This is a genomic window from Mesorhizobium sp. M1348, from assembly GCF_040317925.1.
Classification (GTDB): domain Bacteria; phylum Pseudomonadota; class Alphaproteobacteria; order Rhizobiales; family Rhizobiaceae; genus Mesorhizobium.
In genome coordinates, this window is sequence record NZ_JAMYLH010000003.1 from 241,243 (window position 1) to 253,673 (window position 12,431).

A 12,431-nucleotide genomic window follows, 5' to 3' on the forward strand; every position below is an offset into this window, starting at 1 on the left:
TGGATCGAACGGAACCGAAAACGCTCGCGCGCATTTAGATGACGAAGCAATCCGTCGGCAAGCCAAGCGGAGCGGGGGACTGGTGGACGTCGTTGAACTAAAGACTGGCGGAATCCCGCAAGTTTCCTCCGCCGATCTGATGCAGGCGTTGCCTGTCGCCGTCTACACCACCGACAAACAAGGCTACATTACCTTCTTCAACGAAGCCGCTGCCGATCTCTGGGGATATCGTCCAGTTATCGGCCAGGACCGCTGGTGCGGATCATGGAAGCTTCGCCACATAGACGGGCGGCCGATGGCGCATGACGAATGTCCGATGGCCGTTGCCTTGCTGGAGGAGCGGGAGGTTCGTGGGGGCCGGGCGATCGCCGAGCGGCCGGACGGCCAGTTCATCCCGTTCAGCGCGCACCCGGTCCTGCTTCGCAATGCGCGCGGTGAGGTCGTCGGCGCCATCAACACCCTGCTCGACCTGCGCACCCAGGCGCTGGCTGACGACGCCGGCATAAGGCTCGCTGCCATCGTCGAATCCTCGATGGACGCGATCGTGTCGAAAGACCTGAACGGCATTATCACCAGTTGGAACGACGCGGCACAACGCCTGTTCGGCTATACGCCCGCCGAGGCGATCGGGCGCCCGGTGACGATCCTTATCCCGCCCGACCACCTGGATGAGGAAGCCATGATCATCAGCCGCATTCGCGCCGGCGAACGGATTCCTTCATACGAGACGATCCGGCAGCGCAAGGACGGCACCCTGGTTCCGGTTTCGCTCACCATCTCGCCGATACGCGACGGCATCGGGCGTATCATCGGCGCCTCCAAGATCGCGCGCGACATCAGCCCGCACAAGGAGAGCGAACGGCGTATCCGCACACTCATGCGCGAAGTCAACCATCGCGTCAAAAACCAGTATTCGGTGATCGTCTCGATGATCCGCGAGACCAGCAAGCTGGCGGGGACGCCAGAGGCTTTCCTTTCACAGGTTCGGGAACGCATCATGGCGCTTTCGGAATCGCACGATCTGCTGGTCGATGCCGAATGGCGTGGCGCGACTATCGGCGAATTGATCCATGCCCAGACCAAGGCCTTCGCGACACAGGCCAGGCTGTCGATGAGCGGGCCGATGATCATGCTGCAGCCGAACGCGGTGCAATATCTCGGCATTGCCTTTCACGAGCTGGCCACCAATTCGGTAAAGCACGGAGCGCTGTCGCGCCTTGACGGACGGGTCGAGGTCGAATGGACCGTGACGCCAGCCGCCGATGGCAGCGATGGCTTCCGCCTTGTCTGGCGGGAACTGGACGGACCATTGGTCGATGAAAACACGCGACGCGGTTTCGGAACGGTTGTGCTCAAACGCGTCACCCCGCAGGCGCTCAGCGGCACCGGCCGCCTGGAATTCGCCAGGCACGGCATCACCTGGACGCTGGAAGCGCCGCTGCGCTTCGTTCAGATGTCGATGGCTGGCATCGCGGCTGATTGAAGGCTGCTACACCAGCCGCGGCTTGGCGGCCGTGTGGCAACGCAATCCCTTTGGTAGCAATCAGGAGGAGCAGCGATGAGTTGGCTGGGCACCTGGCGGAACCAGTACGGGTCGGTCGTCGAACTGACCAGCGAAGAGGGCGGACGGATCAGCGGAACCTTCAGGACGGCACTGGAGGACAGCGCCTTCTTCGGCATGACGGTGCCGCTGTTCGGAGCCTGCCATGGAGACGTCATCGGATTCACCTGCGCGGCCGAAGGGCGGATCGGAGCCGCGGCGGTGAGCTATACCGGCATCCTCAGGAACGGGAAGCTGGAGATGCTGTGGCACACCGTTGCGGATGCCGCTTTGTCGGCTGAAAAGGAAGGTGCCCCGGCCCGAGCCAGGAAACTCCCCGCCTGGCGCGCTTTTGGAACCAGCCTCGACAGTTTTGAACGCGTCTCCTGACTGTCGCGGGCATTCAGCTCGCGAGTGAGGCAGCAGGAGTCCCGCAGTGCACAGGAACTCGCACTGACGATGGCGCGTTGGTGCGCCAGGACATGCGCTGTTCGTTACGGGGTCGACCCAATGAGCGTGCTTTATCGCGCAGCGAAAATCGCCGAACAGGCTCATGCCGGGCAGACGGACAAGACAGGGCGGCCTTATATCGAACATTGCCGCCGGGTCGTCGATGCCGTCGAAACGCTCGACCAGAAAGCCATCGCCTATCTTCACGACGTCATCGAAAAAGGCGACGGCTGGAACCGCGACCGGCTTGAGGCGGCCGGGTTTGGACCGTCCATCGTATCCGCCGTCGATGCCATGACGCGGCTGCCGAACGAGGACGATGCGGCTTTCGTTCGCAGGGCCGCGGCCAACCCGTTGGCGTTGCCTGTCAAGCGCGCCGATCTTGCCGACAATCTATGGCAGGCACGGCAGATCGGGGCCTCGACAGCGAAATACGAAGACGGCTTGCGCATTCTCAGAGAAGAGTTTGCGAGCTGACGGAAGGCTGCGCTGTCGCCGATTTGAGTTTACTCGGTGACGTGCGGCGTATGCCGCTTGTCCTCCGCGGGATCGGCCTCGATCCGCGCCCTGCCGGGATCGAACGCGCCGTGGCGGGCGATCGCCAATGCCGGGGTGTCGGGCGTCTCGTAGGCCCACATGAAGTCTTCTGCCGACGAACCGACCGCATGAACACGCCAATAGCTTGCCGTGCCCTTCAGCGGGCTGTGGCTCGTTGTGTTCGTCTTCTCCAGAAGGTCGAAATAGATGTCCTCGAAGGGTATGTAGAAGACAGGATCATGACCGTCTTCGTAGAGCAGCTTTGCCCGCTGGCTCGACGCGATAATGGCATCGGAAAACCGAACGGTCACGGTTCCATCGAACGGGACAATGCTGAGCGGGCCTGGCCGGGGGGCGGAATTTGCGGCTAAGGGCTGCATTCGACTTCTCCGTTGACTGCGCTGCCCTCCTGAAACGTGTTGTTGCCCGTCACGGTTCCAGGCCGCGGGCGCGCCGAGGCCGGCGGTGGAACGGTTTTGCAAGGTCGTCGTTGTTTCAGACCTCCGCACGCGCCATAATCGCAATGGCCGCCACTCACCGACTCAACAGCAAATGGATCACATGCTGGATCGATCGCCTACCCTTCCAAGGTCGCTTGGCGCTGCGCTGCGAAGGGAAGTGCCGCGGTTTACGGTACCCGGCAATGAAATTTCGTGCACAACGGTCGCATCCTACAACGTGCATAAATGCGTCGGCACAGACGGTAGGTTCGATCCGGAGCGGGTCGCAGCCGTGGTCAAGGAACTCGACGCGGATATCATTGCTTTGCAGGAGGCCGACGAAAGAACCGGAAGCAGGCAGGGTTTGCTCGATCTCGCAGCGCTCGAGCGGGACAGCGACCTCGTCCCCACCCACGTCCCCGAAAACCGCCGCAGCCATGGCTGGCACGGAAATCTGATCCTGGCACGCCGCGGCGTGGTCGAAAGCGTGAACCAGATCCGGCTGCCCGGCCTCGAGCCGCGCGGTGCGGTCATCGTGGACCTGGAACTGAAGGGCGTCTCCCTCAGGATCATAGCCGCACATTTTGGCTTGCTGCGGCGGTCGCGCTCGCAGCAGGCCAACGCGCTGGTCGAAGCCACGCACCCGGTTCTGCGGCCAACAATCCTGCTTGGCGACCTCAACGAATGGCGCGTCCGCAACAGGTCTTCGCTGCTGGCCCTGCTGCCGCATTTCGGTCCGATCGATGCGGTTCTGCCGAGCTTTCCGTCGCGCTTTCCGCTTTTTGCGCTCGACCGCATCCTGGCCAGGCCGCCGCACCTGATTTCCAGCATCGAGGTGCACAAGACGCCGCTGGCGCAACGGGCTTCCGATCATCTGCCGATCAAGGCCCGGCTGAACCTGGACGCGATACGGCAGCCGCGACTGCAACCAGAATGAACCTGAAGGGTTGTTAGTCAGATTTCAGACCGTTTGCTTCGCTGATGTTTGCCGGTGCACTTCATGGATACAGCCATTTCGCGGTTTGCCCGGGACAAGATCGCGGCCGGCAATAGCGGGCTGCTGCTGATCACCGACAATTATGACGCGTTTGCCGCGCGAATCCTTGCTGCGCGAAGTGCCACAAGCAGCCTCGACCTGATGTACTATCTCTGGCACGACGACCATAGCGGCCGGCTGCTTATGCAGGAGGTCGTCAAGGCGGCGGAGCGCGGTGTCCGCGTCCGCATACTGCTGGACGATATAAATCCGCGCAACAGCGACGCCGCTTACCTGGCGCTCAACAGCTACAAGAACATCGAGCTGAGGCTGTTCAACCCCAGCGGCATGAGGAACGGCAGCATCTTTCGCTCGCTGGAGATGGTCGCCCGGCTGTTTGCGATGACCCGCCGCATGCACAACAAGGCCTGGATCGCCGATGAGGGCTTGGCCATCGTCGGAGGAAGAAATATCGGCGATGCCTATTTCGACGCTGCGGAGACGAATTTCCGCGATCTCGACCTGTTGCTTCTCGGTCCTGCCGTAGGGCAGACGATGCAGATCTTCGAGGCGTTCTGGAATTGCGAGGCGGCAACGCCGATCCAGCTGCTCAACCCGGCTGCGGCGGGCTCGCGCGCCGATTTCCTCGACAATTTCGATGCGACCGCGGACGGCCAGCTTTTGAACAGCTTCCGTGCCTGGCGCACGATCACGGAGTTCATTGTAGCGCACAGCGACGTCTGCTGGACGAAAGGCGTTCGCGTCATTTCCGATCCGCCGGAAAAGGTGCGCGGCAAAAGGCGCAGGAACTGGCTGACCAAGGAGCTGCTTCCCGCTATCGCGGCGACCAGGCAGCGCCTCGAAATCGTCTCGCCCTATTTCATCCCCAGCCGCACCGGGTTGGCCATCCTGTCGAAGCTGGTGGACCGTGGCGCCGAGGTTGCAATCCTGACCAACTCGCTCGCCGCGACGGACGTCGCCGCCGTGCACGGCGCCTATGCCAAATACCGCCGCAAGCTGCTTAAAAACGGCGTCCAGCTTTTCGAATTGCAGCCCTTCGACCGCCAGGCCAACATCTCCGTTTTCGGCTCAAAGGGAGCCAGCCTCCACACCAAGGCCTTCACGGTCGACGACACGCTGGGGTTTGTCGGCTCCTTCAATTTCGATCCGCGTTCGGTGTCGTTGAATGCCGAAATGGGCGTGCTTTTCCATGATACCAATCTGGTGATGGAATTGCGCCGGCGGTTCGAGCACGAAAAGTCACCGCAGACGAGCTACCAGCTGGTCCTGGACAAAGGCGCCGTGCGGTGGCTCGGCATGGCGAATGGCGAGATGCGGCAATATTCGCGTGAACCCGAGGCCAGTCTCTATCGGCGCATCGTTGCAGCGCTGGTTGGGTGCCTGCCGATCGAATCGCAATTGTAGAGGCAACTCATTGTCGGAACGGAACTCCGGGATCACGAGTTGTAACCCGTGTCCGGAGCATGCCGATGAAGACCACGATATACAGTTTTCTTGCTGAGCTCTTGCCGTTCTGGATGGCGCATAAACGCAAAATGCGCGCCGACCGCGCCGCTGAGTGGCCGACACGACCGGCTGCTGCGGATGACGATGGTCGGCCGTCGGGCGATCCGAATCGAGCAACATCGGCGCGGCGGCGCAACACGTCCTAAGGGCGGGATACCTTCAAATTGGATCCCGCTCCAACTGTCTGGCTAGCCGCATTTCTGCGACGCCAAGTGATCCCATTTGGCTGCAGAAGCTCTAGCCCCTAGGCGATCACGCTATCGTCAAGTGGCGTAATTCGAAATCCGGCGTTGCCAAGCATCCATTTTGCAGCACGTACGTTAATGTGCACTACAGGTTGCCGCTATAGGTGAGCGCCATGAGTGCTAGTGCGATAGAATTCTTGCAGGACTGGATCCACGAAAACGTTCATCTACCGCCGCCTCCGATCAAGCTTGAAAAGGAGGCGGAAACCCTCGCCAGGGAATGCAAGGAAGAGGCGGCAGACGCCGGCGTACCCATCGAAGATATCGAGGAAGAGGTTGGTGACCTCAAGGATCTGCTTGTCGCCAAGCTCGAAGACGCAGCCGAAGACGAGGCCAGGCAACTCAATGGCAAGGGGCGCGACACGAATAGGACGGATGGAGCCAACGGGCCGGCGACCCTGCAGAACAATCTGTGACTCAGGGCGGGCCGAACGAATGCGCCGCTGAGGGAGCCGCAATCTCCTAGGCTTTTCAGCGGGTCCGTACTGCAGCCGGCGCCGTGGGTTAGACTCCGCACGATCCGCCCGGGCTGAAGGAATGACGCCATCGCATAAACCTTTTCGCTGGACACGCGTTGTTGGGTTTCAAGCCAGGGAGATGACCATGCAGATGAAGTCGGAAATCGCCGGCGAGGCCGCCAAGCAGCGGCACATCCAGCGCCGTATCGACGAGAAGGATAAGTCCAAGTCCAATGGCAAGCAAAAAGGCGCCATGCAGGCCGGTGCCCGCAAATATCCCGAGCCGCCCTTCCCCGAGCAGCACCAGCCGAAGCCGGGGCATGAATGGGCGATCGAGCCGGCGCCGCTTTACGATGCGCCATTTTATATCGGATCGAAAAAGCTCGACGGCAAAGTGGCCGTCATTACCGGCGGCGACTCAGGCATCGGCCGTGCGGTGGCCGTGCTCTATGCGCGTGAAGGCGCCGATGTGGCGATCATCTATCTCTCAGAGGATAGGGACGCCGAAGATACCAAAAGGGCCGTCGAAGCGGAAGGCCGGCGCTGCATCCTGATCAAGGCCGATGTCAGCGAACGCGACCACTGCCACAACGCGGTGGCTGAGATCGTGCAGGAGTTTGGGCGGATCGACGTGCTGGTCAACAACGCCGCTTTCCAGGTCCACTCCAGCGATTTCAGCGAGCTGACCGAGGAGCATTTCGACACGACGCTGAAGACCAACCTCTACGGCTATTTTCACATGGCGCAGGAGGCCGTGCCGCACATGAAACCCGGTTCGGCGATCATCAATACCGGTTCAGTGACCGGCATCGAGGGCTCGAAGCAACTGGTCGATTACTCCATGACTAAGGGCGGCATTCATGCCTTCACCCGCGCGCTCTCGGGCAACCTTGTCGACAAGGGCATAAGGGTCAACGCCGTGGCGCCAGGCCCGGTTTGGACGCCGCTCAACCCCTCGGACAAGGAAGCCGGCGATGTTTCGAAATTTGGCGCTGACACGCCGATGAAACGGCCGGCCCAGCCGGAGGAGATCGCGCCGGCCTACGTGTTCCTCGCCTCGCCGCACTGCTCCAGCTATATCACCGGCGAGATATTGCCGATCGTCGGCGGCTACTGACGACATGTATTTCATAGCCCTGGCCACTGACTATGACGGCACGCTGGCGCATGAAGGGATCGTTGCCGAGAAGACTCTTGCGGCGCTCGAGCGCTTCAAGAAGAGCGGCCGCAAGCTCATTCTCGTTACCGGGCGCGAGCTGCCCGACCTGAAGCGTGTCTTTCCCGAAGTCGCGATCTTCGACAAGGTCGTCGCGGAAAATGGCGCGCTGATCTACACGCCGGCGAGCGAGGAGGAGCGGGCGATATCTCCGCCGCCCGCCCCCGAGTTCATCGCCAAACTCAGGAAACGCGGTGTCAAACCGCTTTCGGTCGGCCGCTCTATCGTGGCTACCTGGGAACCGCATCAGGCTACCGCACTCGAGGTCATCAAGAAATTGGGGCTGGAGCTGGAAATCATCTTCAACAAGGGCGCGGTTATGATCCTGCCCAGCGGCATCAACAAGGCGACCGGGCTGACAGCCGCGCTTCAGGACCTCAGATTGTCGCCGCACAACGTCGTCGGTGTCGGCGACGCCGAAAACGACCACGCCTTCCTGCGCGCCTGCGGCCTCAGCATCGCCGTCGACAATGCACTGGCGGCGGTCAAGGATACAGCGGATCTCGTGACACGCGGCGCGCGCGGAAAGGGCGTCGAGGAGCTGATCGACAAACTTGTCGAGCGCGATCGCGAGCTTGTGCCGAACCGCGACGGCATTCTGCTCGGCTCGGAGGATGGCAAGGAGGTGCATCTGTCGCCAACCGATACGGTGCTGATCGCCGGCAGCTCCGGCATCGGCAAATCGACCCTGGCGACCGCACTGACGGAGCGCTTCGTCGAGAGAAAGTTCCAGTTCTGCATCTTCGATCCGGAAGGCGACTATGACGGCCTCGAAGGCGCCGTCCGGCTGGGCGACGGCTCGAATGCGCCGACGAAGACGGAGCTGCTCGAGATCCTGGAGAAGCCGGACAACAACCTGGTCGTCAACGGCCTGGCGCTGCGCGTCAATGAGCGGCCGGACTTCTTTGCCGACCTGCTGCCGGGGCTTGGTAGCGTTCGCTTCCGCACGGCACGACCACACTGGCTGATCATCGACGAAGCGCATCACCTCTTGCCGAAGCGGCGCGACGACACGCCAATGGTGCTGGCCATGGAATTGCCGGGCACGATCCTGATCACGGTTCATCCGGACGCGATCTCAACCGAGGCATTGCGGCTGGTCACCGCCGTCATCGCACTCGGCCCCAAGGCGAAAAAGGTCATCAAGACGTTCTGTCACGAGACCGGCACCGAACCGCCAAAGGACAAGGACCTGAACTCTCCAAAAGACAAGCGCGTGCTGTTCTGGCGGCCGCAGGCGCGTAAGAAACCTGCCATGGTCGAGCCGATCGAACCGCGACAGTCGCTCAAGCGCCACAGCCGCAAATATGCCGAGGGCCAGCTGGACGAGAAGGGCAGCTTCTATTTCCGCGGCCCCGACAATGCGATGAACCTCCGCGCCCACAATCTGATGATTTTCGCCCAGATCGCCGAGGGCATCGACGACAAGACCTGGGAACATCATTTGCGCGCCGGCGACTATTCCGAATGGTTTCGCCACCAGATCAGGGACAAGGAACTGGCGCGCGAAACCGCCGAAGCGGAGAAAGACGGCACACTTTCGGCGCAGGAGAGCCGCAACCACGTCCTGGACGCGGTGCGCCGCCGCTATACCGCGCCCGCGACCGCGCCGAAGGAATAGATGCAAACGGCGCCCAGCCGGTCCCAAGCCGGCTGGGTTCACCTCGTGGTCGATCTCCGTCCCGAGCCGGCAGAAGACCGGGTCCCAGTCGGTTCCAATCGTCGATGGTCCATCGTGGAACCTCATCCGCCAAACGAGATTGTGTTCTATCGGGCGCCAGATCCATTCAATGCTGAATAATTGCCCGGAAGGAGACGATGGATGAGCAACGACCGGGACAAGGATGGTCCTGTCTTTTCGGCGGAGCAGGCGCGGCAGGGCGAGATCATCCTGCGGACGCGGGCGCGCCGGATCATTTTCATCGCCGGCCTGGCGGGTCTCGTCTTGCTGGCATTGCTGGTGTGGTGGATTTGAATTCCTGACGGCTGGAGCGAAATCATGAAATCACAGCTTGTTGCCGAAAGCGCCGGACAGAGAACGTTCGTCATTGTGCTCGATCCGGGCGAAGAGGCGTTTGCCCAGCTGACGTCCTTTGCCGTCGACAACGACATTGGCAGTGCGGCGCTGACTGCGCTCGGCGCTTTCGAAAGAGCGACCGTCGGCTGGTTCGACCCTGGGGAAAGGACCTACCGGAAAATCCCCGTTCGGGAACAGTGTGAAGTGCTGAGCGCGATCGGCGATGTTGCCATCGGCGACGACGGCAGGCCCAGCCTGCACGTCCACGCAGTCCTTGGATTGAGTGACGGCACCACGAGGGGCGGTCATCTGTTGGACGGCATCGTGCGGCCGACGCTCGAGGTCACATTGGTGGAGACGCCTGGCCATCTGCGCCGCAGGCACCGTCCCGAACTCGGCGTCGCCCTGATCGACTTGGAGGCTTGATCCGAGCCGATCACTTCGTTGATTTGACCGCGGCCGTTTCGGGTACGACCTCCCAACCGAAGACGCTGCGGCCGCCGAGCAGATGCGATTGCTCGAACTCCCCGGCGACGATTTCCTTCAGGCTTGGGCCGGTGACATAGCGCTCGACCTGCCGCGACTGGTCGTCCAGCCGCCGCAACGCGCCGATCTCTTCGTCACGGCCGAGCCTGGCCTTCTGGACAGCCGACTTCAGCACGCCGATCGTCTCGTCATAGACCTTCAGCGGCACGGGGAACGGATGCCGGTCCTTGCCGCCATGCGCCAGCGAGAAACGCCCTGGATCGGAAAAACGGCACGGCGCGCCATGCACCACTTCGGCGACCAGCGCCAGCGCCCGCACCGTGCGCGCGCCGACATTGGGCACCAGGAGAAGCCCGGCGAAATCTGTCGGGCCGCGCTCGGCCGCCGCCGCGATGTTGCCGTGCAGGCGGCGCATGACGACATCGCTTTCGCGTACATCGTGGTGCGCCGGCATCACCAGATGCGGCAGCAGCTTTTGTGCCGGCTCCGGCGCTGGCGCCGAACCCCGCTCCAAAGCGGCAAGCTCCCTCACGATGCGATCCGGTCCAAGGTCGTGCAGAAGGTCCAGTTGTCCCTGGCGCGACGCTTCGGCGCGGCGGTCGGTCAGGTTGACGATCTCGCCCTGGTTGGCGCCCTCGATGGCAGCATGCGGCTGGTCGACAAAGCTCTTCAGGCCCTCGGACAGCCAGTGATAGCGGCGCGCCACCTTGCTGTCGCCGTTCATGCCTTGCTGCACCACCACCCATTTGCCGTCATCGGTGACGATAAAGCCGTGCAGATAGAGATCGAAACCGTCCTGGACCGCGGCGCTGTCCACCTTGGCGACAAGCCGGCTGGCAGTCGCGAGGCCTTGCCCGTCGAGGCCGACACGCTCGCCGATCAGGGCAAGCTCGTGCGGGGTCTTGCGCGAATGCGCGCCGCGGCCGCCGCAAACGTGGATGCCGAGTTCGCCGGAAAGCGGCGACAGGCCGCGCTTCAACGCACCGACGACGCTGGTGGTGATGCCGGAAGAGTGCCAGTCCATCCCCATCACGGCGCCAAAGGACTGGAACCAGAACGGATGCGCCAGCCGGCGCAGCAATTCATCGCGGCCGTAATGGTGGATGATCGCCTCGCACATGACCGCGCCAAGCCGCGTCATGCGGTCGCCGAGCCATTTCGGCACGCGTCCGCCGTGAAGTGGAAGATCAGCACTTCCCGATCGCTGTGCCACGCTCTCTTGCTTGCTCCTTGAGTCCTGCCTCCACAGATAGGTATCGAAAGCGCCGCGAAGAAGCGATGGCCTGATTCAGGCCGCGATCGTTGCGAGCCGCTAGAGCAATTCCAGGAAAAGTGTGAACGGTTTTCCGTCCGGGATTGCGCAGAAACAAAGAGATAGAGCGTTTCGGCGTTTCCGTGAAACGATGAACCGCTCTAGCGGGCAGGCTCGCTGAGGAGATCAAACTTTTGGATCTCGCAATGCTCGCCCACCGATGCCAGCAGATCCATTGGCGGTGCGCCAGTGTCGGGCCGCCTCCAACTGATCTCGAACGAGAACACAGGGTCCTTGAGATCTGGGCGCCTCTCTATTGCGACGAGGCGTGCCTGGTAGCCAAGCGGCCCGATGAGCGCATCGAGCTCCTGTCGAGCCGCGGCCTTCCACGTCAGTTCCAACTGGGCATGGTGTTCGCGCGACATTCGAAGGTCCACCCATTTCAGGACCAGCAAGGTGGCCAGCGTCAGCGCCGTGCCGGCCGCGCCCAAGCCGTATTGGCCACCACCGAAAGCCAATCCGATCGCCGTCATCACCCACAACGTGGCCGCCGTGGTGACCCCGCTGACAAGATTGCCGCGGCGAAGAATGGCGCCACCGCCGATAAAGCCAACGCCGGTCAACACGCCCAGCGGAAAGCGCAAGACGTCCATCGATGCAAACGAATCCGGGTGCTTGCCAACGGTCTCGAGCAGAATACTGGCCTGGATCATTGTGATGGCGGCGGCCAATCCGACCAGCACGGTGGTGCGTAGCCCCGCCGCGTGCCCGCGCGCCTCGCGGTTGAGGCCTATCAACAGGCCGGCGAGCGCGGTCAGAAGCAGTCGTGCCGCGATGTCCTGCCAGACCGGAACAACGAGAAGCATCGCGGTCACCCGTCAGGCCAAGCGCTGCTGGCCAGGAATAGCGCCAGGGTCAAAGCGAACAAGGGCAAGAGCGTCTTCATCGCAAATTCTTTTCGTCGATAAGCAACAAACGATGCGCTTGGATTTTGGTTGCGCCGCCGACGATTCACTCCGGCGATCGGCAGCGGCGGAACAAAACCTTCGGCCTGTGGGTTGGTGGGTTCACGCCAACGAAGGATTTGCAGTCATGGTCCGCTTGCTGCTTGCCGGAGCCGTCGCTTATCTGGCCTATCGCATCACCAAGGAGATCGGTGGGTCCGACGAGGTCGATCCGCGGTCGCCTTCACCCGACCAAACCGGCCGCAAGGTGCCGAGGCGGGAAAGCGGGGCGCAGGGGAATGGCCGACGGCGGTAGCGAATGCCTCAGCGGCGGCGCGGACCA

At 62.3% G+C, this 12,431-nt stretch carries 14 protein-coding genes; 11 read left to right on the plus strand and 3 right to left on the minus strand.

What is annotated here, in order from left to right; genetic code table 11:
• The first annotated feature begins 82 nt into the window (after positions 1 to 82).
• The 3 genes from NKH13_RS08220 (at position 83) to NKH13_RS08230 (ending at position 2,467) form a co-directional block, all read left to right on the plus strand.
• Positions 83 to 1,483: a PAS domain-containing HWE histidine kinase family protein gene (locus NKH13_RS08220; protein ID WP_352912036.1), complete on the plus strand. Its 1,401-nt coding sequence runs from the start codon at positions 83 to 85 to the stop codon at positions 1,481 to 1,483.
• Between the two features lie 75 nt (positions 1,484 to 1,558).
• Positions 1,559 to 1,930: an avidin/streptavidin family protein gene (locus NKH13_RS08225; RefSeq protein WP_352716236.1), complete on the plus strand. Its 372-nt coding sequence runs from the start codon at positions 1,559 to 1,561 to the stop codon at positions 1,928 to 1,930.
• Positions 1,931 to 2,050: 120 nt separating this feature from the next.
• On the plus strand, positions 2,051 to 2,467 hold the full coding sequence (locus NKH13_RS08230; protein ID WP_023677074.1) for an HD domain-containing protein: 417 nt from the start codon (positions 2,051 to 2,053) through the stop codon (positions 2,465 to 2,467).
• 29 nt (positions 2,468 to 2,496) lie between these two features.
• Here the strand turns inward: NKH13_RS08230 and NKH13_RS08235 are convergent, their stop codons facing one another.
• Positions 2,497 to 2,907: a DUF427 domain-containing protein gene (locus NKH13_RS08235; RefSeq protein WP_353016094.1), complete on the minus strand. Its 411-nt coding sequence runs from the start codon at positions 2,905 to 2,907 to the stop codon at positions 2,497 to 2,499.
• Positions 2,908 to 3,088: 181 nt separating this feature from the next.
• Here NKH13_RS08235 and NKH13_RS08240 point away from each other — a divergent pair, with 181 nt between their 5' ends.
• From NKH13_RS08240 to NKH13_RS08270, 7 genes are all read left to right on the plus strand, one after another.
• Positions 3,089 to 3,904, plus strand: coding sequence for an endonuclease/exonuclease/phosphatase family protein (locus NKH13_RS08240; RefSeq protein ID WP_352912041.1), 816 nt, complete (start codon positions 3,089 to 3,091; stop codon positions 3,902 to 3,904).
• Positions 3,905 to 3,967: 63 nt separating this feature from the next.
• Positions 3,968 to 5,368 carry a phospholipase D family protein gene (locus NKH13_RS08245; RefSeq protein WP_352912044.1) on the plus strand — a complete coding sequence of 467 codons (1,401 nt, stop codon included), beginning with the start codon at positions 3,968 to 3,970 and terminating at the stop codon, positions 5,366 to 5,368.
• Positions 5,369 to 5,828: 460 nt separating this feature from the next.
• On the plus strand, positions 5,829 to 6,131 hold the full coding sequence (locus NKH13_RS08250) for a hypothetical protein (RefSeq protein ID WP_352912047.1): 303 nt from the start codon (positions 5,829 to 5,831) through the stop codon (positions 6,129 to 6,131).
• A gap of 187 nt (positions 6,132 to 6,318) precedes the next feature.
• Positions 6,319 to 7,290: an SDR family oxidoreductase gene (locus NKH13_RS08255; RefSeq protein ID WP_352912050.1), complete on the plus strand. Its 972-nt coding sequence runs from the start codon at positions 6,319 to 6,321 to the stop codon at positions 7,288 to 7,290.
• A gap of 4 nt (positions 7,291 to 7,294) precedes the next feature.
• Entirely contained in the window at positions 7,295 to 9,010 is a 1,716-nt protein-coding gene (locus NKH13_RS08260; RefSeq protein ID WP_352912053.1) for an HAD family hydrolase, read from the plus strand.
• A gap of 201 nt (positions 9,011 to 9,211) precedes the next feature.
• Positions 9,212 to 9,364: a peptide ABC transporter permease gene (locus NKH13_RS08265; RefSeq protein ID WP_352716227.1), complete on the plus strand. Its 153-nt coding sequence runs from the start codon at positions 9,212 to 9,214 to the stop codon at positions 9,362 to 9,364.
• 24 nt (positions 9,365 to 9,388) lie between these two features.
• On the plus strand, positions 9,389 to 9,832 hold the full coding sequence (locus tag NKH13_RS08270) for a PPC domain-containing DNA-binding protein (RefSeq protein ID WP_352912057.1): 444 nt from the start codon (positions 9,389 to 9,391) through the stop codon (positions 9,830 to 9,832).
• 10 nt (positions 9,833 to 9,842) lie between these two features.
• On the opposite strand, the gene NKH13_RS08275 is transcribed toward NKH13_RS08270, so the two are convergent.
• Positions 9,843 to 11,105 carry a DUF763 domain-containing protein gene (locus NKH13_RS08275; RefSeq protein ID WP_352449581.1) on the minus strand — a complete coding sequence of 421 codons (1,263 nt, stop codon included), beginning with the start codon at positions 11,103 to 11,105 and terminating at the stop codon, positions 9,843 to 9,845.
• 200 nt (positions 11,106 to 11,305) lie between these two features.
• On the minus strand, positions 11,306 to 12,010 hold the full coding sequence (locus NKH13_RS08280; protein WP_352716224.1) for an MgtC/SapB family protein: 705 nt from the start codon (positions 12,008 to 12,010) through the stop codon (positions 11,306 to 11,308).
• A 226-nt stretch (positions 12,011 to 12,236) separates the two neighbouring features.
• Between NKH13_RS08280 and NKH13_RS08285 the strand changes: the two genes are divergently transcribed.
• Positions 12,237 to 12,404 carry a hypothetical protein gene (locus NKH13_RS08285; RefSeq protein ID WP_023677102.1) on the plus strand — a complete coding sequence of 56 codons (168 nt, stop codon included), beginning with the start codon at positions 12,237 to 12,239 and terminating at the stop codon, positions 12,402 to 12,404.
• The last annotated feature ends 27 nt before the right edge of the window (positions 12,405 to 12,431 follow it).